This is a genomic window from Moraxella lacunata (genome assembly GCF_900453205.1).
Classification (GTDB): Bacteria; Pseudomonadota; Gammaproteobacteria; order Pseudomonadales; family Moraxellaceae; genus Moraxella; species Moraxella lacunata_B.
This window is the reverse complement of sequence record NZ_UGQU01000001.1, coordinates 642,249-666,464: the sequence shown is the minus strand read 5'-3', so window position 1 is coordinate 666,464 and position 24,216 is coordinate 642,249. Positions and strand designations below refer to the sequence as shown.

25 protein-coding genes are annotated in these 24,216 nt (G+C 42.4%); 18 read left to right on the top strand and 7 right to left on the bottom strand.

Annotated features, from left to right (window positions below; all coding sequences use genetic code 11):
- Positions 1-12 precede the first annotated feature (12 nt).
- On the top strand, positions 13-342 hold the full coding sequence (locus DX073_RS03190; RefSeq protein WP_115005452.1) for a hypothetical protein: 330 nt from the start codon (positions 13-15) through the stop codon (positions 340-342).
- Between the two features lie 17 nt (positions 343-359).
- Entirely contained in the window at positions 360-1,529 is a 1,170-nt protein-coding gene (locus tag DX073_RS03185; protein ID WP_115006361.1) for a vWA domain-containing protein, read from the top strand.
- A 95-nt stretch (positions 1,530-1,624) separates the two neighbouring features.
- Here the strand turns inward: DX073_RS03185 and secF are convergent, their stop codons facing one another.
- The 3 genes from secF to yajC all read right to left on the bottom strand — a co-directional run bounded on the left by secF (position 1,625) and on the right by yajC (position 5,134).
- The gene (gene secF, locus DX073_RS03180) at positions 1,625-2,752 is read right to left on the bottom strand and encodes a protein translocase subunit SecF (protein WP_115005450.1); all 1,128 of its coding nucleotides are present in this window, start codon (positions 2,750-2,752) and stop codon (positions 1,625-1,627) included.
- 9 nt (positions 2,753-2,761) lie between these two features.
- Positions 2,762-4,636: a protein translocase subunit SecD gene (secD, locus tag DX073_RS03175; RefSeq protein WP_115005448.1), complete on the bottom strand. Its 1,875-nt coding sequence runs from the start codon at positions 4,634-4,636 to the stop codon at positions 2,762-2,764.
- Positions 4,637-4,816: 180 nt separating this feature from the next.
- Entirely contained in the window at positions 4,817-5,134 is a 318-nt protein-coding gene (gene yajC, locus DX073_RS03170; protein ID WP_065256559.1) for a preprotein translocase subunit YajC, read from the bottom strand.
- Positions 5,135-5,371: 237 nt separating this feature from the next.
- Here yajC and DX073_RS03165 point away from each other — a divergent pair, with 237 nt between their 5' ends.
- Positions 5,372-6,562, top strand: coding sequence for a CNNM domain-containing protein (locus DX073_RS03165; protein WP_115005445.1), 1,191 nt, complete (start codon positions 5,372-5,374; stop codon positions 6,560-6,562).
- 59 nt (positions 6,563-6,621) lie between these two features.
- Here the strand turns inward: DX073_RS03165 and DX073_RS03160 are convergent, their stop codons facing one another.
- The 4 genes from DX073_RS03160 to DX073_RS03150 all read right to left on the bottom strand — a co-directional run bounded on the left by DX073_RS03160 (position 6,622) and on the right by DX073_RS03150 (position 9,126).
- Complete coding sequence (locus DX073_RS03160; protein ID WP_115005443.1) at positions 6,622-6,984, bottom strand: hypothetical protein; 363 nt, start codon at positions 6,982-6,984, stop codon at positions 6,622-6,624.
- A gap of 38 nt (positions 6,985-7,022) precedes the next feature.
- Positions 7,023-7,160, bottom strand: coding sequence for a hypothetical protein (locus DX073_RS14240; protein WP_181814358.1), 138 nt, complete (start codon positions 7,158-7,160; stop codon positions 7,023-7,025).
- Between the two features lie 501 nt (positions 7,161-7,661).
- Entirely contained in the window at positions 7,662-8,447 is a 786-nt protein-coding gene (locus DX073_RS03155; protein ID WP_115005441.1) for a TraX family protein, read from the bottom strand.
- 28 nt (positions 8,448-8,475) lie between these two features.
- The gene (locus DX073_RS03150; protein WP_115005439.1) at positions 8,476-9,126 is read right to left on the bottom strand and encodes a FixH family protein; all 651 of its coding nucleotides are present in this window, start codon (positions 9,124-9,126) and stop codon (positions 8,476-8,478) included.
- A 281-nt stretch (positions 9,127-9,407) separates the two neighbouring features.
- Between DX073_RS03150 and purL the strand changes: the two genes are divergently transcribed.
- The 15 genes from purL (at position 9,408) to DX073_RS03080 (ending at position 24,211) form a co-directional block, all read left to right on the top strand.
- On the top strand, positions 9,408-13,328 hold the full coding sequence (purL, locus tag DX073_RS03145; RefSeq protein ID WP_115005437.1) for a phosphoribosylformylglycinamidine synthase: 3,921 nt from the start codon (positions 9,408-9,410) through the stop codon (positions 13,326-13,328).
- A gap of 190 nt (positions 13,329-13,518) precedes the next feature.
- Entirely contained in the window at positions 13,519-14,124 is a 606-nt protein-coding gene (gene ndhC, locus DX073_RS03140; protein ID WP_115005435.1) for an NADH-quinone oxidoreductase subunit A, read from the top strand.
- Positions 14,125-14,141: 17 nt separating this feature from the next.
- Positions 14,142-14,606: a hypothetical protein gene (locus DX073_RS03135; RefSeq protein ID WP_115005433.1), complete on the top strand. Its 465-nt coding sequence runs from the start codon at positions 14,142-14,144 to the stop codon at positions 14,604-14,606.
- A gap of 62 nt (positions 14,607-14,668) precedes the next feature.
- Entirely contained in the window at positions 14,669-15,157 is a 489-nt protein-coding gene (locus DX073_RS03130) for a DUF2004 domain-containing protein (RefSeq protein WP_115005431.1), read from the top strand.
- 72 nt (positions 15,158-15,229) lie between these two features.
- Positions 15,230-15,898 (top strand): NADH-quinone oxidoreductase subunit B, encoded by a 669-nt coding sequence (locus tag DX073_RS03125; protein WP_115005429.1) that lies wholly within the window; start codon positions 15,230-15,232, stop codon positions 15,896-15,898.
- Between the two features lie 66 nt (positions 15,899-15,964).
- Positions 15,965-17,206 (top strand): PAAR domain-containing protein, encoded by a 1,242-nt coding sequence (locus DX073_RS14235; protein WP_181814357.1) that lies wholly within the window; start codon positions 15,965-15,967, stop codon positions 17,204-17,206.
- A gap of 1 nt (position 17,207) precedes the next feature.
- The gene (locus DX073_RS03115) at positions 17,208-17,609 is read left to right on the top strand and encodes a hypothetical protein (RefSeq protein ID WP_115005427.1); all 402 of its coding nucleotides are present in this window, start codon (positions 17,208-17,210) and stop codon (positions 17,607-17,609) included.
- On the top strand, positions 17,581-17,964 hold the full coding sequence (locus DX073_RS15005) for a lysozyme inhibitor LprI family protein (protein WP_115005425.1): 384 nt from the start codon (positions 17,581-17,583) through the stop codon (positions 17,962-17,964). The genes DX073_RS03115 and DX073_RS15005 overlap by 29 nt, the downstream gene beginning before the upstream one ends.
- A 25-nt stretch (positions 17,965-17,989) precedes the next feature.
- The gene (locus tag DX073_RS03105) at positions 17,990-18,451 is read left to right on the top strand and encodes a hypothetical protein (protein ID WP_115005419.1); all 462 of its coding nucleotides are present in this window, start codon (positions 17,990-17,992) and stop codon (positions 18,449-18,451) included.
- Positions 18,452-18,805: 354 nt separating this feature from the next.
- On the top strand, positions 18,806-19,273 hold the full coding sequence (locus DX073_RS03100; RefSeq protein WP_115005417.1) for an OsmC family protein: 468 nt from the start codon (positions 18,806-18,808) through the stop codon (positions 19,271-19,273).
- Positions 19,274-19,597: 324 nt separating this feature from the next.
- Positions 19,598-21,346: an NADH-quinone oxidoreductase subunit C/D gene (gene nuoC / locus DX073_RS03095; RefSeq protein ID WP_115005415.1), complete on the top strand. Its 1,749-nt coding sequence runs from the start codon at positions 19,598-19,600 to the stop codon at positions 21,344-21,346.
- 106 nt (positions 21,347-21,452) lie between these two features.
- A complete protein-coding gene (locus DX073_RS03090; protein WP_115005413.1) occupies positions 21,453-21,716 on the top strand; it encodes a hypothetical protein in 264 nt (87 codons plus the stop codon).
- A 239-nt stretch (positions 21,717-21,955) separates the two neighbouring features.
- On the top strand, positions 21,956-22,099 hold the full coding sequence (locus DX073_RS14225) for a hypothetical protein (RefSeq protein ID WP_181814355.1): 144 nt from the start codon (positions 21,956-21,958) through the stop codon (positions 22,097-22,099).
- A gap of 283 nt (positions 22,100-22,382) precedes the next feature.
- Positions 22,383-22,961, top strand: coding sequence for a hypothetical protein (locus tag DX073_RS03085; RefSeq protein ID WP_115005411.1), 579 nt, complete (start codon positions 22,383-22,385; stop codon positions 22,959-22,961).
- Positions 22,962-23,014: 53 nt separating this feature from the next.
- Positions 23,015-24,211 (top strand): PilT/PilU family type 4a pilus ATPase, encoded by a 1,197-nt coding sequence (locus tag DX073_RS03080; RefSeq protein ID WP_115005409.1) that lies wholly within the window; start codon positions 23,015-23,017, stop codon positions 24,209-24,211.
- The last annotated feature ends 5 nt before the right edge of the window (positions 24,212-24,216 follow it).

The following is a 24,216-nucleotide window of genomic DNA, read 5'->3' as shown; positions in this document are numbered from 1 at the left end:
AGTGAGGTTTTTATGGGTAGCAACAATACCAAAAAAATGTTAAATACTCTTAATAGACACAGAGAGTTCTACAACCAACAAGAAGGTGTGGTTTTAATTACAGACTTTATGCAATTTAGCCAGATTTTAGAACAATTAAGAGAAAAAGGTGATTTAAAATCCTTTAATGCTTTATTTGCTTTAATGGAAAAATCATTAAATGCTGATATTATGATTAAAGAGCGTGGAAAACGCATTCATAAATTGCAAAAAGGACAAACGCAACCAAAGGGTACGGGTCATAAAAATTTACATGGCTTAAAAAGGGAGTTGGAAATTAAAAATAAAGATAAGGACAAATAAACTTTATGGATAATATTATGCAACAACAAAAATCCCGCCGTTGGCATTTGATTTTGGGCGGTGATGATGGCTCGCTTAGTGAGAAAGACAGACGACTTTCGCAAGCCCTAACTGCTCTATATGGTGGGGCGGGCGATGATGACGCAGGCAAAAAAGCAGGGCTTGGGCGTTCTGCTCCCAAAGTCGCCAAGTGGCTGGGCGACATTCGTGAATTTTTCCCAAGCTCGGTGGTGCAGGTGGTGCAAAAGGACGCTTTTGAACGGCTGGGCTTAAAGCAAATGCTCCTTGAACCTGAATTTTTGTCAGCAATGGAAGCTGATGTGCATTTGGTGGCGGATTTGGTGAGTTTGCGGGGGGCAATGCCTGAAAAAACCATCGACACCGCCCGTCAAGTGATTAAAAAGGTGGTAGACGAACTTCTCAAAAAATTAGAAAGCAAAACCACCGAAGCCATTCGTGGGGCGGTCAATAAATCCAAACGCACGCACCGTCCCCGTTTTAATGACATTGATTGGGGGCGAACAATCCAAGCCAACCTGCGTCATTATCAAGCCGAACACCACACGGTGATTCCTGAAACTTTGGTGGGCTTTATGCGTCAAAACCGCAAAATGACCGACCTTGATGAAGTGATTTTGTGCGTGGACCAGTCGGGGTCTATGGCGACTTCGGTGGTGTATAGTGCCATTTTTGCGGCGGTGATGGCAAGTATTCCTGCGGTCAAAACTCGTCTTGCGTGCTTTGATACGGTGATTTTGGATTTGACGGACGACCTTGCCGACCCTGTGCAGGTGCTGTTTGGCGTGCAACTGGGTGGCGGTACGGACATCAATCAGGCGGTGGCGTATTGTGCCGACAAGATTGAACGCCCTGCCCAAACACACCTAATTCTCATCACTGACCTATACGAAGGGGGCAACGAAAAAGAGCTGATTTCACGGGTTGCTAACCTCAAACGACAAGGCGTCAATGTCATCACCTTGCTTGCTCTGTCGGACGATGGCAGACCGTCTTATGATGAAAACCTTGCCAAGATTTTTGCAAGTCTTGACTGTCCTGTCTTTGCCTGTACGCCTGATGCCTTTCCCGATATGATGGCAACCGCCCTAAAACGAGAAGATGTGCTGGCGTGGGCGGGCGATAATGGCATTAAGGCGGTGCGAGTGGAGCGTGAAATGGGGGTGTAAAGATGGCAAATGCGTATCATACCAATTTATCCAATCCATTGATATTTCCCTAAAAACAAAACCGCCCAAAATCAGTTGAGCGGTTTTTTGAGCAATCAATCTTGGGCGTTTTGGAGTTTGGGATCAGCAAAGACCACCACTTCTTCTTCAAACTCAGGTTTGACACGTACCACAAAATCTTCACGAGACAGTCCCATACGTAAAGGAATGGAGCTGGCAACATAGATAGATGAATACGTTCCTGCAATGGTGCCGATAAACTGAGCCAAAGCAAACCAAAATAACCCTTCGCCACCCAAAAACAGCAAGGCAATGATGACCACAAAGACTGTACCAGAAGTCATACAAGTACGGCGCAGGGTTTCGGTTAAGGATAGGTCAATGACTTGACGGGGTAGTAGTCCACGCACACGGCGAAAATTCTCACGGATACGGTCATAGACCACGATGGTGTCGTTTACCGAATAACCAATCAATGCCAATACAGAGGCAAGCACGGTCAAGTCAAACGGCCAACCAAAGATGGCAAAGAGTCCACACACCACAATCACGTCATGAAACAGAGCGAGCGTTGCCCCCACTGCCAATTTAAACTGAAAGCGAATGGAGATGTACACCATCATTAGGATAAGTGCCAACCCTAACGCCATGAGCGACTGTGTATAGACTTCTTTGCCCACTTGACTGCCGATGATATTGACGTTGTCCACTTTGGCAGGGTTGGCAGGCAGGTTTAGAGCATCACTAAGGGCGTTGCTTAGACCTTCGGGGTTTTTATTCTCTTGGGGTGGCAGGCGAATGAGTAGCTCTTGACGGGTGCCGAGATATTGTACGACCGCATCATTAAAGCCTTTATCAGCTAGGGCAGAAGCAACCTGTGCTTGCTCGACAGGCTGACTGTATGCCACATCGGCAGAGATACCGCCTGTGAAGTCTAGTCCTAGATTTAGTCCTTTGGTGGTGATGGCAACCAGACTGGCAATCACCAAGATGGCAGAGAGTACCACCATGGGGATTTCTAATTTCATAAACGGGATAATGCGTTTACTGCCCAGCAGTTTGACCCCGCCTTCTTTTTCGGCAAACTCATCGGCTGGGGCGATGATGGCTTGATTGTTAAGACTGGCATTGGCAGAGGCATTACTGCCCTTACCATCACGGCGTGGGGCACGACGACGGCGAGTCTCACTGGCGGTGTTAAGATTGTCGTTATTGTCTGTCATCTTTTACTCCTAGCCGATACTGATTTTGGTGAGATTTTTGCGATTGCCATACCATAACTGCATCAGGGCACGAGTGACGATGATGGCGGTAAATAGCGAGGTAATGATGCCAATCGCAAGCGTGATGGCAAAGCCCTTGACAGGACCTGTACCGATGGCAAACAAGATAAAGGCAACAAGCAATGTTGTGATGTTACCATCAAAGATAGAGCTAAATGCACGGTCAAAGCCTGCAACAATGGCGGATTTGGGTCTGGCTCCATTGGCAAGTTCTTCACGAATCCGCTCAAAAATCAGCACGTTGGCATCGACCGCCATACCCATGGTTAGCACGACCCCAGCGATACCAGGCAGGGTCAGTGATGAGCCGATGATGGACATTACCGCCGCTAGCATGATGATATTAAAGGCAAGGGCAATGTTGGCAATCACGCCACAAGCACGATAGAACACAATCATCCATAAGAACACAAGCAGATAGCCAATTTTAGATGCATTAAGACCTTTATCAATGTTATCTTGACCCAGTGATGGACCAATGGTACGCTCTTCGACAAAGTACATCGGTGCCGCTAACGCCCCAGAGCGAAGCAGTAGGGCAAGCTCGCCAGCTTCGGCAGGGCTATCTAGTCCTGTGATGACAAAGGATGAGCCTAATACTGCCTGAATGGTGGCTTGGTTGATGACCCGAGTCTCACTATATGGCTGACGCACTTCTTTGGTCTCGCCTGTGGTGGGGTCAGTCTCATAGCCGACACGTTGTTTATTTTCGATAAATAGCACCGCCATCTGTTTGCCCACACTGGTGCGAGTGGCGTTTTGCATGAGGCGACCACCTGCTGTGTCTAGGGTGATGGATACCTGTGGGCGACCATTTTCATCAACACCAGCTTGGGCGTTTTGGACTTTGTCGCCTGTCACGATGGCTTGGCGGTCAAGTAAGACGGGTGGACCATCAAGCGTGCCAAAAGGGAAGGCTTCGGTACCAGCAGGGGCGATACCACCTGTGAAGTTATGAGCGTCTCCACTGACCATGCGAAACTCTAAGTTTGCCGTACGACCCAGTACACGCTTGGCTTCGGCGGTGTCCTGCACACCAGGTAGTTCCACAACGATACGGTTGGTGCCTTGCGACTGCACCAGTGCTTCTGCCACACCAAGCTCATTGATACGGTTACGCAGGGTGGTCAAGTTCTGACCGACAGCGTACTCGTTGATTTGGTTTAGGGCTTGTTCGGTATAAGTGAGTTCTAGCACCGCCCCGTCATTACTGGCAAGGGGTCTTAGCGTGAAGTCCATCATGCTCCCTTGCAGGGCACTTTGGGCTTGGTTGCGTTCATTGTCGCTGTTAAAGGTCAGTACCATGCCATCTTTGGTGGTTCTTAGGCTTTTGACGGCGATTTTGGCGGTACGCAGATTGCGACGCACGTCTTGGCTGGCAACCGTTAGGCGTTGTTCTAACGCTTTATCCATGTCCACTTCTAGGACGAATCGCACGCCCCCACGTAAGTCCAGACCCAGCTTCATTGGTTTTGCTCCGATATTTTTTAGCCATTCGGGCGTAGTCTGGGCAAGGTTTAGTGCCACAACGTAGTTTTCACCTAGGTTTTGGCGGAGGGTCTCTTGGGCTTTGAGCTGGTCTTCGGCGGTATTTAGGCGAATCAAGGCACTGTTATTGGCAAAGCTACCATCATGATGTGCCAAACCTGCCTTATCGAGCAGAGTCTGTGACTGTACCAACACGTCAGATGTCAGTTCAGTACCAGCACTGGCACCTGTGATTTGTACCGCAGGTTCGTCAGGATAGAGATTGGGCAGGGCGTACAAGCCAGCAACGACCAGCACCACAGCGATGAGTATGTATTTCCAAGCAGGGTAATGCATAAGGACTTCTTTACAAAGGTTGATGATGTGGGTTTAATTTATTTTAAAAAATAATTATCATTAAACCCTTTAATAATTGACAATAATTTAAGTGTTAAATCATTGTTTGGTCTTGTTAAAATAGGGCTTATCCTTTTGCCTAATGCATTTATTTAAAATGCGTCTTTAACATTACCGAATTTAGATATTTTCAATCGTGCCTTTGGGCAATACGCTAATCACGGACGCACGTTGGATTTTGACATCAGTGTTGTTGTTTAGGGCGATGACCGCATAGTCGCCATCAACTTTTTTGACACGACCGACCAGACCGCCAGCAAAAACCACTTCATTATCCACCGCCAACGCATTGACCATGGCACGGTGTTCTTTGGCACGCTTGGACTGGGGGCGAATGATGAGAAAATAAAAAATGGCAAAAATGGCAATCATCGGTAATAATTGCAAAAAGGCATTGGGCTGAGCAGGGGCAGTGGTTGCCAAAATAGAAAGTAGCATGAGTGTTCCTAAATTTCCAAAACGAAAAATACGCATATCATACCATAAAACAAACACATTTTATAAAATTTTACATAAGTCTTTGAAAAATTTTATAAATTTCCCAAAAAATACCGTTCTACTCCCAACCCTAACCACGTTCATCATCATAAAATTGTCCACTTTATCCTAAAATACTTGCAGTTGTCATCATTTTGGCTTAATATTAGCGGTTAATTTAAGTCACTCACTCTTTATATGCCCCGACCGCGATTTTTCCTTATTGTTATCTCTTTATTAGCCATCACACCCATCACTGTCCTTGCTGCCGCAGGCGAGAGTGTGGGACAGGCGGGTAGTGTTAATGTTGCCTTGCTTATTTTTTATGTCTCTTTATCCTTGGTGGCGTCATTTATTTGCTCCATCTCTGAGGCGACTTTGCTTAGCATGACCCCAAGCTATATTGACAGCATCAAAGAACACGACCCAAAGACCGCTAACCTACTCGAAGATGTCAAGGTGCATAATGTTGAAAAATCCATTTCTTCAATTCTTACCCTAAATACCATTGCCCACACTTTGGGGTCTCTTGGGGCGGGGGCACAAGCAACCGTTGTGTTCGGTAGTGCATGGTTTGGTGTGTTTTCTGCGGTCATGACGGTATTGATTTTAATTGGTACAGAAATCATTCCTAAGACACTCGGCACAACCTATTGGCGACGTTTTGCTGTGCCTGTGGCGTATTATGTTAAGGGAATTAATATCATTCTATTTCCGATTGTTTGGCTTGCTGAGAAAATCTCTCGCCTACTTACTCGGGGCAACAACGAGAGCGGGTTTAACCGTCATGAATTCATCGCCCTTGCCAATCAAGGTGAGGTATCAGGACAGATGAGCGAGCTTGAGACACGCATCATCAAAAATTCGTTGGCTCTGAGCATGATTCATGTGGAGAGTATCGTTACGCCACGCTCGGTGATGATTGCCTTTGATGAGAATATGACGGTGGGCGATGTATTTGCTGTTCATGCCAAATTGCCATTTTCACGTTTTCCCATTTTTGATGAAGACCTAGATAATGCCACAGGTTTTGTGCTAAAAAGTGACCTGCTCATCGCCAAAGCCAACCAAGAGATTCACACACCCATCAAAGCCTTTAAGCGAGATATTACTTTTGTTTTTGCCAAGATGAAGTTGTTTGATGTGCTTGATTTGATGTTAAAAGAGCGACTGCACATCGCCCTTGTCGTGGGGGAGTTTGGCGAAGTTAAGGGTATTGTGAGCTTAGAAGATGTCCTTGAAACCTTGCTCGGGCTTGAGATTGTTGATGAGATTGACCGTGTTGATGACATGCAAGCCCTTGCCCGTCAGCTCATGGACAGACGCATGAGCAGGCTAGGCACGACCGTTGCTGATGATAAAAACGTGGATAATGTGTCAAATGGATGATAATTTGCAAATCAAAGACTAGGCGTGGCTGATGGCTGACGCCTTTTTCTTTTTTTGGATTAATTAACATAAAGATATATAAATTCTTCATCACTGCCTGTCAATTCAATAATTACACCATAATAGTTAAAATAAACAGAATAACCATACCATCCTTTTTCTATGGTTTCTTTCTTGGCGACTTTTGCGTGATAATCTTGAACCAACTTGTCAATGATGATCTCTGACATTTGTGGGTCATCAGTTGCCATGTTTAGGACATTAATGAGTTCATCTTTCTCATCTTTGGATAAGGTGGTAGATGTTGATTGGATAGAGGAAAACCTTGGATTGAAGTCATAATGGACTTTGGTGAAAACATTATCTTTCATGGTAAAATAATAGGGATGTATAACTCTACAACCAAAAACATCATCATCCATATAGCACTCGTACTTAAAGCCATATTTTTCCAATCTCTCTAAGACGACTTTTTTGGAGTCGATAAATAAGCGATGTATATTTCTGCTTCTGATACGGGCGGGGCAATGGTTAGTGCAAATGCAGGCAGAGAGCTAAGCAAAACAGCAGATAATACACAGCGGGTGAGCTTTTTCATAAAAGCTCCTTGGGGTGATGATGTGCATATATTACCCTAATTTTAAGTTAAAATGGTGGTTTATTGGTTATTGGATGGCTTGATTGTGGGGGCAAATTACAATCGTCCTTGGTGAATTAATGACTTGTATAGGGCGTGCCTGCCTTTGGTATTTGCAATGAAAATCACGAAAAATCGCACGTTTTTCAAGGAAAAAACTTGAGGCTGTGAGTCTTCTATACCCAACCAACTTGATATTTACCACACCCCTACGTCCACACATCATTGTATTTGTAGTAATTTTAAAGTTTCTTGGGTGTATCAACAGGGATTTTGACTTCGAGCCACAAGATTTGGCCATTTTTCATGCAAAAATTAATTTAAAATGTTAGGTTTTTAACTTATTGTATAAAAATGTTATCAATGGTAGGCACGCCCTAAAAGAGTAGAGTAATTTTTATTCTTTTAAATGTTATAAATTAAAAGCATAATCTTTGAGTTGTGTTTTTTGACATTGATAATTTATTTAACATAATCCAAAAGCAAATATTCCACCATAGCAATGACTAATAAATGCACAGGATAGAACCAATAAAACAGATAGCGACCGCCAAAGTCAGAGCCTTTTTGTCCATTAAAACCATGGATGATAAGGGCGGTCAATATCATGCCAAAATGCATATAGCCAAGCCCCACGGTGGTGTTAAAGCCATAGATGAGCATATAGATGATAGGCAAGGATAAGAGATAAGCGATGATAAGATGGTTGGGTTTATTTTTATAAAAATAATCAAACAATAACGTCATATAAATCATGGCAAAACCATAATCACACAGACTGATGATGGGATAGAGCAGGACGATAAGGATTGCCTTTTGCCAAAGGTGAAAAGATTTATGGTGTCGAATCATCAAAGCAATGAGCGATAATAAGAGCGAAAACAGCACGTTACCGCCTATGAAAGGGGTCAGTACCACCCAGTCATCAAAAGAAACCCCTTGCCAAAGCAGGGCAGTATGAGCAATGCCAATATTAAACAACCAAAAGGGCAATTGTGAGATAAGGGCAAACAGCCCCAACCGTTTGGCATAGCCCTTGATGTCATGCGTATGATAAAAGCCGACCACGAGCAAATAACACATGAGTGGAGCCACCGCCCGCCCCACAAAGTGTAACATCTCTGATGAATGCGTATCATAATCCAAAAACCGCCATGCCACATGGTCGGCGGTCATGAATAGCATGGCAAGCCATTTGACATGAAAAGCGGTCAATGGCTCATAGGTTTGACCGCTGATGTTTGTCATCTTGGTTTCTTATGGATTTTGCCAATGACTATTGGGCGGATGGTGGCACGGTATCGGGAGCGTGCTGTTGGTGACGTTTGTCTCGTTGGTCGGGCAGGACTTGACGCTCATCATCAAAGGCAGTCAAAGGCAAAAACGCCACGTTTTGGGCAGGCAGTTTTTGGCTGTGGGTCAGTCGCCATGAACCAGCTTCTATCTTGGCAGTACTGTGGTCATCATTGCTGATGTCAAGATAGTATTTGGCAGGCAGGGGGTCAAGGGTGAATTTGCCGGTATATAGATTGTCGCTTTGGTAGGTCAGCACAAAATCACGGTCTTTGGCTTTGTCGGTGGCGTGTGAGACTTTGACATTGAGCGTGGCAGGATAGCTCATGGCTTGGGCGGATTTTAATTCAAATCGCACGGCATAATCATCGGGCGTGCCGTCTAATCGCATAACCCCTGATAAGCCCAAATCATGGGCGAGCTTATCTTTGGAGGCATCTTGGTAGAGGCTTTTGCCGTCCATGTACCAATCATCACGCACCGGCGAGTCTTTGATTTTAAAGGCGTGAATGATAAAGAAAATACAGCCAATCACCACGATAAGCGGTAGTCCGATGACGAACACGATGACCATGTAGTTTTTGTACCAAACATTAGTTTGGGCGGACTTGGTGGGGGTGGGCGTTGTGGTCATAGTTTTAATGGGTTACAATTTAGGCTATTTTAGCATTTTTATGGCAAAAAAATCAAAGTTTTTGGGCAAGGGCTAGGTGGGGAAGTATCATTTGTCATGATGTCAATGCGAAATTTGCCAAAATGCCTAAATGTTAGGCATTATCAATGTCCCAAATTTTTCAAGAAAATTTTGCCAAAATGATGGCTAAATAAGGAAATTTAAGTGAAAATCTGTTAAAATAAGGGTTTATTTTTTTGCCCAATCCAACCAATCCAAATCAAAAATGGGGAATTATCACCATGATGACCATCGCTGGCAAGCCGTTTTTAACCCAGTTTCAAACAGACGCACTCATCAAAGAGCTAAATACCAAAGCTCGCTTGAATATCAGTGCCATCAAATCACAGCAGATTTATGTATTCCCAAGTTATTTGACGGCTGATGAACGCCAAAAAGCGTTGAGCTTATTAAATGACGGCTTAGAGTTTGAGGAAGATGTCGCCCAAGCAGGCGAGCGACAAGTGGTGGTATCGCCACGTTTTGGCACGATTAGTCCGTGGGCGTCTAAGGCAACGGATATTTTTAATAATTGTGGGATTGCCACTGGGCGTGTGGAGCGAGTGATATTATTTACCTTAGCGGGTAAGGATTTGCCATCTAAATTGCCAAGTGTTGCCGAGCAAGTATTACATGACCGCATGACCCAAAGCCTAAGCTATGATTTGTCGGCGGTGAAGGTGCTATTTCGTGATGAGACCCCAGCAAGCCTAAACCGCATTGATGTCATGGGTAAGGGGCGTTCGGCATTGGTGCAGGCAAATCGTGAATTTGGCTTTGCCCTGTCTGATGAGGACATGGATTATTTGGTCAAGCATTTTAACATCTTAGCTCGTAACCCCACTGATGTGGAGCTGATGATGTTCGCCCAAGCCAACAGTGAGCATTGCCGTCATAAGATTTTTAATGCCGAATGGACAATTGATGGTAAAAAACAAGACAAATCATTATTTAAAATGATTAAAAACACCCATGAATCATCGCCTGAGGGGATTTTGTCTGCTTATAAAGACAATGCGGCGGTCATGGAGGGTTTTACTGCTGAGCGGTTTTATGTCAATAAAAATAGCGATGGCGTGCATGAATACGGCTTTCATGAAGAGCCTGTTGATATCTTGATGAAAGTAGAAACGCACAATCACCCAACCGCCATTGCTCCCTATGCAGGGGCGGCGACAGGCTCGGGTGGTGAGATACGAGACGAAGGGGCGACAGGGCGTGGCGGTAAGCCAAAAGCAGGTTTGGCGGGATTTAGCGTGTCGCATTTGCACTTGCCAGAGATGCCCGAAAAATGGGAGACTCAGACCAAAGCATACGGCAAGCCAGAACGCATGGCATCTGCCCTAGAAATCATGACTCACGCTCCGCTAGGCAGTGCGGCGTTTAGTAATGAGTTTGGTCGCCCTAACTTGACGGGGTATTTTAGAAGTTTTCAGCTTGATACCAGTGCCATGCAGGACGGCAGTCAAATGCGTGGTTATCATAAGCCGATCATGATTGCCGGTGGTTATGGAAACATCAAACGTGATTTGGTGCAAAAAAATGCCATCAAGCAAGGTGATTTGCTCATTGTGCTTGGGGGCCCTGCCATGCAAATCGGTCTGGGCGGTGGGGCGGCAAGCTCAGTGGACAGTGGTAGCCTAGATGAAGGGCTAGACTTTGCCAGTGTACAGCGTGATAATGCCGAGATGGAACGCCGTTGCCAAGAGGTGATTGATACCTGCTGGGCGATGGGGGCGGAGCATAACCCCATTGTCTCCATTCATGATGTGGGGGCAGGCGGGTTGTCTAACGCCATGCCAGAGCTGGTGGATGACCATGAGCTTGGGGCGGTGTTAGAGCTTAGAAAAGTGCCATCGTTAGAGCGTGGCATGTCGCCTATGGCAATTTGGTCAAATGAAGCCCAAGAACGCTATGTGCTTGCCATTGACCCTAAGGACGAGGAGTTATTTACTCAAATTTGTGAGCGTGAGCGCTGTCCTTTTGCCATACTGGGCGTGGCAACCGATGTACGTCAGCTTAAAGTCAATGACGAGCTACTGCCAGAGCAACCCGTGGACATGCCCATGCAAGTGCTACTGGGTGGTACGCCCAAGATGAAGCGTTCGGTACGTCGCCAAAATGTTCAGCTAACAACCCTAAATGTCGATGAGCTAGACATTGCCAGTGCTGTTCGAGATGTGCTAAGACATCCGACCGTGGCAAGCAAATCATTTTTGATTAGTATCGGCGACCGTTCTATCACGGGCATGGTGGTGCGTGAGCAGTATGTGGGGCGTTATCAAGTGCCTGTGGCGGACTGTGCGGTGACGATGACAGGACTGCTTGCCGATACGGGCGAAGCGATGGCGATGGGCGAGCGTACGCCTGTGGCACTCATCAGCCCCAAAGCGTCAGCACGCCTAGCGGTGGGCGAGGCGGTTACCAACTTAGCCAGTGCCAATATCGCCAAGATATCAGACATTACACTATCTGCCAACTGGATGGCGGCGTGTGGTGAGGACAGAGAAGATGTGGCGTTGTATGATGCCGTTCATGCGGTGGGTGAAGAGTTATGTCCTGCCTTAGGCATTGCCATTCCTGTGGGTAAGGATAGCTTATCCATGCGTGCCGGTTGGCAAGATAATGGTGTGGACAAGGCGGTGGTGTCGCCCATGAGTCTCGTCATCACAGGCTTTGCCCCTGTTCAAGACGTCAATAAGACATTAACGCCTGAGCTTATCAATATTGATAGTCGTCTGTATCGCCTTGACTTGTCAAAAGGTAAATTCCGTCTAGGTGGCTCTATCCTTGCCCAAACACTGGGTCAGCTTGGCGATGATTGTCCTGATGTGGATAATGCTGATGATTTAAGACGCTTTTTTGATTTTATCCAAAGTGCCAATCATCAAGGGCTTATCAATGCTTATCATGATATCTCTGATGGTGGTTTGATTGCAACAGTGGCGGAGATGCAGTTTACCGCTCGTGTGGCAATTAACTTATCATTAGAAAGTGCTAATACCTTAGGTGAATTATTTGCCGAAGAATTGGGGGCGGTGGTACAAGTCTTGCCCGAACATACACTAGAATTTGAAGATTTAGCCGAAAAAATGGGCGTGGCAGATATGCTCACAGACATCGGTCAAGTCTTTGAAACCCCAGCAGGTGGTGCTGACCAAGATATTTTAAGTATCCAGATGCCAACAGATGACTTGGAATTCATGCGAAGTGAACTGCAGGCAACATGGACAAAAGTGAGTCATGCCATCGCTCGCTTGCGTGATAACCCTATTTGTGCTGACCAAGAGTTTGCACTTATCAATGACATTGACCATCAAGGCTTAATTGCACAGGCAAATTACGACCTAAATCAAGCCGTAGAAGCTCCGTATGTCAATGCTCGCACCAGCCAACCTAAAGTTGCCATCTTGCGTGAACAGGGCGTAAATGGGCATTTGGAGATGGCGGCAGGCTTTAAACTGGCAGGCTTTGACGCACTTGATGTGCACATGAGCGACCTTATGAGTGGACGTGTCAATCTGCGTGATGTTGATGGGCTAGTAGCCTGTGGCGGATTTAGTTATGGCGACGTGTTAGGGGCAGGCTCGGGTTGGGCAAATAGTGTGTTACACCACGAAGAGTTGTCCATGATGTTCGCCAGATTTTTCCATCGTCCTGAAACCTTTGCTTTGGGCGTGTGCAACGGCTGTCAGATGATGAGTCAGCTCAAAGGCTTGATGGTTGGGGCGGAGCATTTCCCACGATTTAGCACCAACGTATCAGCACGTTTTGAGGCTCGCACCGTCAATGTGCGTGTAGAGCGTACCAAATCAGTGCTGTTAAAGGGTATGCAAGACAGTATTTTGCCGATTGCAGTGGCACATGGCGAAGGCTTTGCCAACCTTGATGACAAGGCGATTTTTGAGTTAGAAAATAGCGGTCAGATTGCCTTACGCTATGTAGACAGTCAAGGGCGACCCACCGAGCATTATCCCCTAAACCCTAACGGCTCACCCCAAGGCATTACAGGCATTTGTAGTAATGATGGGCGAGTAACACTCATGATGCCACATCCAGAGCGGACACTACGTGCGGTCAATCACTCATGGAAACCGAACGAGTGGGACAAAGACGGGGCATGGATGCGACTGTTCCGTAATGCCCGTGCGTTTTTGCGATAACAACCCAAGCCAAAAAACATCGTCATGTTGGCGGTGTTTTTTGTGAAAATGCCAAATTTATCCAATGACTGACGTGGTTATTTTTTATTTAAATAATTTTACAAAATATGCTATAATTGTAAGGCTAATCTGTTAGGATTAGCGGATACTTTATTATAATCTACTTTCATAAAATCACATGGGGTGATTTATGCCAGCCGAATGGTCAGCCATTGTCTATCTACTTGCCAGTCTAGGGCTTGTCGTCTTTATGCTTGTCGTGCCACGTTTGCTTGGTGGGCACTCAAGCAGTTCTCAAAAACAAGAAAACTTTGAAGCAGGCGTGCTACCAGCAGGTTCTGCTCGCATTCGCTTGTCTGCCAAATTCTACCTTGTGGCGATTTTCTTTGTGATTTTTGACTTAGAAGCCTTGTATTTGTACGCCTATTCGGTGAGCGTGCGAGAAGTGGGTTGGGTGGGGTTTGCGACCGCCTTTGTCTTTATCGCCATTTTGTTTGTTGGGCTTGTCTATGAGATGAAACTTGGGGCGATGAACTGGTCGCCTGCCGACAAACGAGGCAAAAAACCCCGTATTCTGTCTCGTCCTGCCGATTTTGATTTGGCGAGTATTACCGCCTTTACTAGCATTGATGACCTGCATACCGACCCCACAGGCAAAGTGCCAGCTCAGTCGTCTGGGCGGATTTTTGCAGGGCGTAAAGACTTGCAAGCAGTACTTGAAAAGGACAAACAAGATATGGCAAATATTGACCATATCAATGACACAGGACGAGTTACCACGCAGAAGTTTGATTGATGTATCATCCATAAACTATGATAAAACTGATTGGTATTTTATTGGTGGTTTTTGGCATTGTTTTGGTTGTCATAATGTCCATTTTGGCACAACAATCCAACAATCCAACAGTTCATTGGTCTAAAAAGTTATTGTATCGCAGTCCAATTTTGCTTGTGGTTTTTGGTATGGCAACTTGTACGGTTGGGCATCAACAATTAAAAAATGAACAAATGGATAACCTTAAAATCAGTGTGGTATGTGGACAAGTATTGCATTATCACAATTATAATCCCAAAAATGTAACTCCAACAAGAGTTGGTGGTGGAGGCGAGGGGACAAATATTACGCTTGATATTGCAGGTGAGAAAAAGATATATGATTTTCCTAAAGGCATTCCACAAATTCAAGTAGGTGAGCGAGCGTGTTTTAAAATTCAAGACGGCTCAAAAACCAAAGGGGTTTACCAAAACAAAATCATTGCTTTGGCAAAAAATCAATGACTGAAAATAAATATGAGAAGTTTGATTAACCATTAAACTTCCTTCTTTTAAGGAAATTTAAAATGACAACCCATTCCTATTTTGGCGAATTGAATTTTGATGATTTGTGTGTTTGGGAAAATGCAATCAACATTCCCCAAATCAATGAAAATCCGATTGAAATTTTATTGTGGGTAGATGATGAAAATACCAAACCCACAGCAGAATTTTTGGACAAATCCGCCAAGCATTTTCAAAATATTGAAAAACTTCATCAAAAAGCCGTCATTGAACTTGTTAATTATTTAAATGGCGATGATTATTTTGTTAATTATCATATTGATGAGATTGATGAATATGATTTGCCAGCATTAACAGCATTGATTGACAATGATAATTTAACCAATGAAAATTTTGTTCAATTATTAAAATTACAATCTGTGAGCAGTTGGTATGGCGAACATTGTCAAATTGTAATGGATTATATGATTGACCCAGAACAATCCGACCAAATTTTAGCGGTTAAATTTTATTTGGACGGCAATTTTAATGAAGTAAGTTGGGAAAGTTAATTTAAAATTTGAATTTGTAAAATCCAATCCCCTAAACCGCCAGTTTAAAAAACCAGCAAATTAAGATTGATTATGAAATACACCCTAACCCGCCCAAACGACACGGCAAACCAATATCCCCACACCACTCGTCAAGTGGTGGACGACATCACCCAAGCCGAGATTGATAAAAACGTCTTTATGGGCAAATTGTCGGATTTGACGCACAACCTTGCCAACTGGGGGCGAAAAAATTCGCTGTGGCCGTTTAACTTCGGCACAAGCTGTTGCTATGTGGAATACGCCACGACCTTGACAGGCGTACATGATTTATCACGCTTTGGGGCGGAGGTTATCCGAGCTTCCCCCCGTCAAGCGGACGTGATGATTGTGGCGGGGACGTGTTTTGTCAAAATGGCACCTGTCATACTCAGACTGTACGAGCAAATGCTAGAACCCAAATGGGTCATCTCTATGGGGGCGTGTGCCAACTCGGGCGGTATGTATGATATTTATTCGGTGGTGCAGGGCGTGGACAAAATCCTGCCTGTGGACGTGTATATCCCTGGTTGTCCGCCACGCCCCGAGGCACTCATTCAGGCGTTAATGCTCCTACAAAACTCAATCCAAGAGGAACGCCGTCCGCTTGGCATTCATCTTGACCAAAACATTTATCAGCCGATTATGACCCCAGAACGGGATAGAAAAAATGCGGAAAGGATTGCGGTGAAAAATTTAAGAAGTCCTGATAATGTGGAGTGATTGGGTCTTGTATTTGTTTAAAATTAGTTTTGCGAATATTTGTGTTGTATATTTGAGAGATAGTCTATGCCCTTAACTCGCTATTATATATTGGAAAATGATACAACCACAGCAGGTGGTATCGTCCAAACAACCACCAATCCCATTGTCTTTGATGTAGATGGCAAAAAGCAAAGCTGTATCGGCGATGATGTCTGGTGTCCTGCTTGTCAATCAATGGGCAAAATTGTACCAACAGGTCCAAGATTATCTTTTTCTTTGGGTGGGGCAATGCCTGCCTTAAATGATGATTTGTGTCTATGCAAATGTAATCCACCACCAAAACTTGTGCATTCACAGACAAGTTTTAAAGAGATTATTGATGATAACAAGATAGTGGAATATGTTGAATATGTATCAAAATTAAAGAAACAAATAAGTACTCCAATTCAAAATGATTTTGTGCCAAAGGGTGCATATAGTGCAAGTGGTTTGCAAGAGGATTCGGATTGTTATTGTAATAAGGAGATTAGTTTGGATAACTTGAAAAAAATTTCTGTTATCCCAAGAAAACATTTGGAGCAATTTGTTCCTTTGCTTAATAAAGTTTTTCGGGACTACAATATTAATACTTGCTTAAGAAAATCGCACTTTTTGGCACAAATATTTTTGGAGAGTGGCGAATTGGCTCTGCTAGAGGAGCAGGGAATTTCTGACGAAAAAGAAAAAAGTAGTTACAGAGGTTATAAGGGTCGTGGTCTTATACAGATAACATTTCCAGAACCATATATGGAGTATGGAAAATACAAGGGATTAGATTTTACTAATGAAAACAGAAAAAAAATAGCAACCCCAATGTACGCAACGGATTCAGCGGGTTGGTTTTGGACTCAATTCAAGGCGTATGACTTAAATATGTTGGCTGATAAAAATGATTTAATTGCTATTACTGCTATAATTAATGGTGGGTTTAATCACTATAATAATGACAAGCATGGAGGTAATCAAAATAGACTTTCTTATCTAATGAGAGCGTTTGATTCATTGCGTGTAGATAATTGCAAAAACATTAATGATGAGATAAGAGATAAATTGAGAACATTTGATTTTGTAAATAGCGTGGTATATGATGATATGGTTGCCGAGTGTTTTGGTTGGGGGCTTTGGCATGACCCAAATCTAAATAAGTTGGGTTGTAAAAAATCTATTTCGGATATGAGAAGTGGTTATTCTAGGTTTTTGGAATTATCCAAAAATAAAAGTTTTAACAAAAAAAGATATGGATATACTTTTTCTCAGGCAGTTGCTTTTGCTAAAACAAGGGTTTAAAATGAAATTTATTAAATGTTTTGTTTTATGTTTAATATTGTTTAATCACTCTGTAGTTGCTAATGTGCAAGAGAATATTTTCTTTTGTTTCTCCAATAATGATGGTATTGATATAGCATTGGATTTAAATGCAAATAAAATGTATTACAGCCCATTTGGTCTAAATAACTATTATTTGATGGAAAATATGAAGTGGCAACAGATTGATGACTACTATCCGTTGTTTGAAATTGAGTATAGGGTTGGTGGGTTTTGGCATAGGAGAGAAAGGATAAAGTTTAAAAAGCAAGGAAATGATATTAGTGATTTTTTTTACTTAAAGAAACGAAAATGGCTTGAATTGATTGAGGCTAATTTTGATTTGAGAGATTTGAATGCGAAATGTATTCTTGAAATTAGATAGTATGACTTACATAAACAAATATTGTTGTTTAACATTACTATTTCTGACCATCAACGCTTTCGCTTGCAACCCAAACAGTGTTGTTTGGAATGATATTTTGGAATGTTATATGAATGATGAAAAAGAGCAAAAGACAAATTTAAACCAAGTGTATCAACAAACACTCAGAAAATTGCCTATTGCAAAGAAAATGGCTTTAAGAAAATCTCAAAGAGTATGGCTTCGCAAAATGGAAGCTGAGTGTGCAGAATTTCATAACCAAAGCCTTTATGGTAGAGAAGGGATTTTTGAGACTATTCAGTGTAGAATGGATGCAATGGAAGAAAGAACCATATTTTTAATCAATTATCATTAGAGGTTTTTCTTATTGGTGAGTTGTTATGAAATTTTTAGTAGCTTTTGGATTGTTTATATTGCCAGTATTTGCTTATGCAAGCAAAGATATTGAGTTGCATACAATAGAATATTCTAACAAAAAGTTATGTTCAGTAAAAAATCTGACAAAATTAAGTAATAATGGTGCAGAATTGTTAAATAATGGAGTTCTTATGACTGATAACCCAATTATAAGAGTGAACTTATTAAACGATAAGGGTACTGTTTGTTATTATTTTTATTATGAGCCTGTGGCGACATTTTATATTAATACCAAACTAAATAATGGCATGGTTAAGATAACAGAAATTCCTGGTTCAGCAATGAATACAAATTGGTATGAAGTTAATTATAAGTTAGATGTCAGAAACAAAAGATTGATTTATAAACAATCTTATGTAATAGATTTTTCTTTGGATAAACCTGGAAATTGGATAGAAAATAAAATAATTCAATCCAATAAATAATTGCAATATGTGTAATTATATATATTTTATATTTAAAAATTAACAGTTGTAGGTTGGGTGGAACGATAGTGAAACTCAACATTTAAGCCTTGATTTTGTTGGGTTTCGTAAACTCAACCCAACCTACAACTATAACTCAAAATTAAAAATAAATACGGTTTTTATTTTTAATTTAAAATTTATTAAATGAAAATTATATTTTAAACGGTGCGTAACAAGCACCTTAAATGTTAACCGAAGCTGAATTTATTGCGATGGCAACAGGGTAATAATTGAATTATTAAAAAGTATGTTGGGTTAAGTGATAACGCAAACCTAACATGCAAAATACACCCAAATGAGAATGCAACAGTTATGAAAACACATCATTATACAACGACAATCACTTGGCAAGGTAATCTTGGCATAGGTACAAAAGATTATAGCAGTTATGGGCGTGATTTTATTATTCAGGCGGATAATAAGACGGATATTTTGGCATCGTCTGATCCTACATTCCGTGGCGATAAAAATAAATGGAATCCAGAAGAATTATTGCTTGCCAGCATCTCATCATGTCATAAGCTTTGGTATTTACATTTGTGTGCGGTTAATCAAATTGTTGTGGAAGAATATCAAGATAATGCTACGGCAATCATGAATGAAGGTGATGATAGAACAGCAGGGCATTTTATTTCTGCAGCCTTAAATCCTGTGGTAAAAATTAGTCGTGGTGATAAACAATTAGCACTTAGTTTGCATGAAAAAGCTCATGAATTATGTTTTATTGCCAATTCTTTGAATTTTCCTGTGCAGTGTCAAGCGACAATTTTAGAATTGTAATAAATAAGATGATGAATGGCATGATAATGACGACTAGTCTTATCCTATGATAAAGTCAGTAAGGTTTTTAATAAAAGTACTTTGCCATTTTGTGAAAATAAACTTGCCGTGAAACTGGATTTCCGTTCACCCCTGAGTTTATCGAAGAGTAACGAAAATCATTGTGATTCGACAAGCTCACCACAAACGATTTTCTTTGTTTTGGTTTTATCGGAAGTTTAATAATGAAAATTTTTAAAAATGTATTTTTTTGTAAGAATAAATTTTTGAACATTTTATCACGCAATTATTACAAGACTGCAATCATCTGATAAGTTGGAAACTATGAGCATTAACCACATTCACGATTTTGAGATTTTAAACGAACTAAACGCCCAGTTTGCAGGGCTGACCGTCCAAGAAACGGCAGACGGCATTCCTACCGTTTGGGTGGACAAAGCCCAAGTGCTTGATGTTTTGCTGTATTTACGCAAATTGCCCAAGCCCTTTGTGATGCTTGTGGATTTATCCGCCATTGACGAGCGACTTCGCAAACACCGCTACGGACAACCTGCTAGCGACTTTACGGTGTTTTATCATCTGATGAGTATTGAGCGAAATTCAGACATTCGTATCAAAGTCGCCCTAGCCGAGGGCGAGCATATCCCAAGTGCCACCCAAATCTATCCCAATGCCAACTGGTACGAAAGAGAAGTGTGGGATATGTTTGGCGTGGTGTTTGACGGACATCCGCACTTGACACGGATTTTGCTCCCCAAATACTGGGAAGGGCACCCCCTGCGTAAAGAATATCACGCACGAGCGACCGAGTTTACGCCGTATTTTCTAAACTCTGCTAAGCAACAATTTGAACAAGAAAATTTGCGTTTTATCCCAGAAGAATGGGGAATGAAACGCTCTGGGCGAGATGAGGACTTTATGTTTTTGAACATTGGTCCAAACCACCCGTCTGCTCACGGGGCGTTTCGCTTGGTGTTACAGCTTGATGGCGAGGAGATTGTCGATTGTATCCCTGACATCGGCTATCATCACAGGGGGGCGGAGAAAATGGCGGAACGCCAAACTTGGCATTCGTACATTCCCTACACCGACCGTATTGACTATCTGGGTGGGGTGATGAATGAGCTTCCCTACATTATGGCGGTGGAGAAACTGGCTGGCATTACCGTGCCAGATAGGGCGAACACCATTCGCATTATGATGAGTGAGCTGTTTCGGATTACCAATAACCTTTTGTATTGGGGAACATTTATCCAAGATGCTGGCGGTATGACCCCTGTGTTTTATATGTTTGCCGACCGTCAAAAGGCGTATGACATCATCGAGGCGGTAACAGGCTATCGTATGCACCCTGCGTGGTTTCGGATTGGTGGAACGGCGATGGATTTGCCAAACGGCTGGGATAGGCTTGTGCGTGAGTTTTTGGACTGGATGCCAAAACGCATTGATGAGTACTTTAAGGCGACAATGACCAACTCGGTGTTAAAGGGGCGTACGCAAGCGGTTGCCCAGTATGACGCCAAGCACGCCCTAGCGTGGGGCGTAACGGGGGCTGGCTTGCGGGCGACTGGCGTGGAGTTTGATTTGCGTAAAGCTCGTCCGTATTTGGGCTATGAAAACTTTGACTTTGAAATCCCTGTCTTTTATAACGGCGATGCGTATGACAGATGTCTTGTCAAGATTGAAGAGATTCGCCAGTCTCTGCGGATTATTGAGCAGTGCTTAAATAATATGCCGTCAGGGGCATATAAAGCCGAGCATCCGCTAGCCGTGCCACCGCCAAAAGATAGAACCTTAAAGGATATTGAGACACTCATTAACCACTTTGTCTCGGTGTCGTGGGGGCCTGTAATGCCAGCGGGCGAGAGTGCCTGTATGGTAGAGGGGGTCAAAGGGCTAAACAGCTATTTCGTGGTGTCGGATAACTCTACAATGAGCTATCGCACGCGTATTCGTACGCCGACTTTTGCTCATTTACAGCAGATGCCAAGTGTGATTAACGGCTCTTTGGTGTCTGATGCGATTATTTATTTGGCGAGTATTGATATTGTAATGGCGGATTGTGATAGATGATTTTGAATTAAGTTGTTAATTGCTTTATTCAATCATATAAAGCTTGTTTTTGTTAATCAAAAGGAGTTCGTTATGAACAAATTTCTTTCAGTATTGGTAATGTCTTTTGCTCTATCTGCTTGCGGTAATAGCGGGGGGGTACGATGATTACAAGGGTTTTTGGAAGCAAGAAGGTAAAATAAAGCCTACTGTTTTTGAAATCAAACAAGATGGCGATACTTATTTGATGGTTGATGTATTTTCAGCCGAAAATAAAAGTATTGTATTGTCTCCAAAAGATGGTAAATTATATGCTGATGGACAAAAAGAAGTTGGTTTGTCGGAAGATAAAAAACTATGTATGGTGCTGGCCAGACATTTACCAAATTAGACGATAGTACATTTAAATACAAAGAATGTATGGAAGTTGTGAATGGGTATAGACAAGCAAGTCAAGGATTAAGTACTTGGAAAGATGGTGATAAGTTAAATGAATTGCGTGAGCAATATAAACCGCAATTTGAAGCATTGCCGAATTGCCGACACCCATTTTAAAGGTTTTTAAATTGATGGATAGCAAGTAGTAAGTAAGGTGCGTACTACGCACCTTACGGTTTAATGATGATGAAAATGAAAAGACTTAAATCAAATGATAGCCATAAAAAACCCTATCATTATAATCCCAATGCAACAATGAAAGAAGTTTTTAAAAATATTCAAATTCATTTGCCAAAGGATTATAGATTTGATAGAGAATTTGCCAATAGTCGCTAATTAAAAATTGGCAAGAAGTAAGGTGTGTATCACGCACCCTTAAAAACCCAAAGTTAAAAATCAATTTAATTTTATGGTATTGTTAACCAACCATACCTTTGGGTAGGTTTGTAGGGGCAAATCACATTTGCCCTGTGATAAAGTGTTGATTTTTGGGCGAATGTAATTCGCCCCTACACGTCCAAATTTTAAAATATATCTTTATTGAACAATACCAATTTTATTTTTAATTTAATATTTACCAAAAAATGGTGCATAATATGCACCTATGATTGGGTGTAAAATGACCGATATTAATCTAAATTGCCCAGAAGTATTTAATGCAGTTGGTAGTCATTTAATTGACCGCATTCGCAGTTATTGCCAAAGATATGGTAATAAAAAAGTTGTGGCGTGGCTATTTGTACACGGTATGGAAGAAGGTAATGCTTTTGAATTGGCTATTTTTCCCAAAATTGAAAATCCCAAAAAATTTATGCAAGAAGTGGCTGAATATAAATATAATTTTGGGCAATTTATTGATAAAAATGAACCTGATGATATAAATTTTTGTGGTAGTAATGAAATCAAAGGTATTTATGAATGGAATAGGCAATGGTATGATGCGTTGGATAAGAATGACGAAAAAGCCATTGAGCAATTGCCTAATTTGATTTATAAAGATTGGCAATTAGTGCCTTTAATAAATTGTGAAGTTGATACCATTGGTTTTGAAGCGGAAGAAGTAGAAAATGTTTTTGTACAGCGAATTTATACTGACATTTTAATGACAACCGCACAAACATACCAAAATGAAATTCAAGGTTTTATATTGGAAATGCACGATAGTGCTTTGCCAATACAATGGATTTCAATAAATTAGTAATTAACCCCTATCATTTAAAATCCCATTAACCAACTTAAAAGAAACCCACTATGACCGAACAAACTCAAATCCCATTTAGCGAAAGCGAATTAACCGAAGCCAAAGGCATAATGTACAATATGCTAACCAAAGTCGTTGAGATTGGGGCATCGGATTTATTTATCACGGCTGAATTTCCGCCCAGCGTCAAACATCAAGGTTTGATGAAACCGCTTGGCAAACAAACTTTGACCGCTGACAAAACCAAACTTTTTGCTTATGGGATTATGAACGATTACCAAAGAGAAGAGTTTGAACGAGAAATGGAATGTAACTTTGCCATCAATGTGCCAAATGTGAGTCGTTTTCGTGTGAATGTCTTTATCCAACAGCAACAGGTTGGTATGGTGATTCGTACCATTGCGGCTGAGATTCCAAACTTTGACAAATTAAGACTACCACCACAGCTTCGTGATGTCATCATGGAAAAACGGGGTCTCGTGCTGGTCGTGGGCGGTACGGGTTCTGGTAAGTCCACAAGTTTGGCGGCAATGATTGATTATCGTAACGAAAACTCAGCAGGGCATATCATCACGGTGGAAGACCCTGTGGAATATGTCCATAAACACAAAAAATCAATGATTACCCACCGTGAAGTCGGTGTGGATACCCACTCTTGGCACCACGCTTTAAAAAATACGCTTCGTCAAGCCCCTGATGTGATTTTGATTGGTGAAATTCGTGATACCGAGACGATGGAGCACGCCATTGCCTTTGCTGAGACGGGGCATTTGTGCCTTGGCACACTGCACGCCAACAATGCCAACCAAACGCTTGACCGTATTATTAACTTTTTCCCAGAAGAAAGACGAAATCAGCTGTTGATGGATTTGTCCAGCAATATGAAAGCGATTATTTCCCAACGCCTAATCCGTACCGAAGACGGCAAGGGGCGGCGGGCAGCGGTGGAGATCATGCTTAACACCCGCCTTGTGGCAGATTTGATTTTAAAGGGTGAAATGCACGAGTTAAAAGCGATTATGACCAAAAGCCGTGAAGTGGGTATGCAGACCTTTGACCAAGCGTTGTTTGACTTATATGATGAAGGGGCTATCTCGTATGATGAAGCGATTCGTAATGCCGACTCGCCCAACGAGCTACGCTTACAAATCAAACTCAAAGGTACTCGCCGTGATGGACAAAATGAAGTGGCAAGCTCGTTATCACTTCACGCTGATGTCGAAGAGGCTGATGATAAAAAAGAGTGATTAAG

Excerpts from the sequence above, each read along its gene's own strand:
- DX073_RS03135 (WP_115005433.1), top strand. The coding sequence starts at position 14,142 with ATGATAAAACTGATTGGTATTTTATTGGTGGTTTTTGGCATTGTTTTG.
- DX073_RS15005 (WP_115005425.1), top strand. The coding sequence starts at position 17,581 with ATGCGAAATGTATTCTTGAAATTAGATAGTATGACTTACATAAACAAA.
- DX073_RS03155 (WP_115005441.1), bottom strand. The coding sequence starts at position 8,447 with ATGACAAACATCAGCGGTCAAACCTATGAGCCATTGACCGCTTTTCAT.
- DX073_RS14225 (WP_181814355.1), top strand. The coding sequence starts at position 21,956 with ATGAAAAGACTTAAATCAAATGATAGCCATAAAAAACCCTATCATTAT.
- nuoC (WP_115005415.1), top strand. The coding sequence starts at position 19,598 with ATGAGCATTAACCACATTCACGATTTTGAGATTTTAAACGAACTAAAC.
- DX073_RS03100 (WP_115005417.1), top strand. The coding sequence starts at position 18,806 with ATGAAAACACATCATTATACAACGACAATCACTTGGCAAGGTAATCTT.
- DX073_RS03190 (WP_115005452.1), top strand. The coding sequence starts at position 13 with ATGGGTAGCAACAATACCAAAAAAATGTTAAATACTCTTAATAGACAC.
- DX073_RS03080 (WP_115005409.1), top strand. The coding sequence starts at position 23,015 with ATGACCGAACAAACTCAAATCCCATTTAGCGAAAGCGAATTAACCGAA.
- DX073_RS03160 (WP_115005443.1), bottom strand. The coding sequence starts at position 6,984 with ATGGATGATGATGTTTTTGGTTGTAGAGTTATACATCCCTATTATTTT.
- DX073_RS03105 (WP_115005419.1), top strand. The coding sequence starts at position 17,990 with ATGAAATTTTTAGTAGCTTTTGGATTGTTTATATTGCCAGTATTTGCT.
- DX073_RS03185 (WP_115006361.1), top strand. The coding sequence starts at position 360 with ATGCAACAACAAAAATCCCGCCGTTGGCATTTGATTTTGGGCGGTGAT.
- DX073_RS03125 (WP_115005429.1), top strand. The coding sequence starts at position 15,230 with ATGAAATACACCCTAACCCGCCCAAACGACACGGCAAACCAATATCCC.
- DX073_RS03130 (WP_115005431.1), top strand. The coding sequence starts at position 14,669 with ATGACAACCCATTCCTATTTTGGCGAATTGAATTTTGATGATTTGTGT.
- purL (WP_115005437.1), top strand. The coding sequence starts at position 9,408 with ATGATGACCATCGCTGGCAAGCCGTTTTTAACCCAGTTTCAAACAGAC.
- DX073_RS03085 (WP_115005411.1), top strand. The coding sequence starts at position 22,383 with ATGACCGATATTAATCTAAATTGCCCAGAAGTATTTAATGCAGTTGGT.
- DX073_RS03165 (WP_115005445.1), top strand. The coding sequence starts at position 5,372 with ATGCCCCGACCGCGATTTTTCCTTATTGTTATCTCTTTATTAGCCATC.
- secF (WP_115005450.1), bottom strand. The coding sequence starts at position 2,752 with ATGACAGACAATAACGACAATCTTAACACCGCCAGTGAGACTCGCCGT.
- secD (WP_115005448.1), bottom strand. The coding sequence starts at position 4,636 with ATGCATTACCCTGCTTGGAAATACATACTCATCGCTGTGGTGCTGGTC.
- yajC (WP_065256559.1), bottom strand. The coding sequence starts at position 5,134 with ATGCTACTTTCTATTTTGGCAACCACTGCCCCTGCTCAGCCCAATGCC.
- DX073_RS03150 (WP_115005439.1), bottom strand. The coding sequence starts at position 9,126 with ATGACCACAACGCCCACCCCCACCAAGTCCGCCCAAACTAATGTTTGG.
- DX073_RS14240 (WP_181814358.1), bottom strand. The coding sequence starts at position 7,160 with ATGAAAAAGCTCACCCGCTGTGTATTATCTGCTGTTTTGCTTAGCTCT.
- ndhC (WP_115005435.1), top strand. The coding sequence starts at position 13,519 with ATGCCAGCCGAATGGTCAGCCATTGTCTATCTACTTGCCAGTCTAGGG.
- DX073_RS03115 (WP_115005427.1), top strand. The coding sequence starts at position 17,208 with ATGAAATTTATTAAATGTTTTGTTTTATGTTTAATATTGTTTAATCAC.
- DX073_RS14235 (WP_181814357.1), top strand. The coding sequence starts at position 15,965 with ATGCCCTTAACTCGCTATTATATATTGGAAAATGATACAACCACAGCA.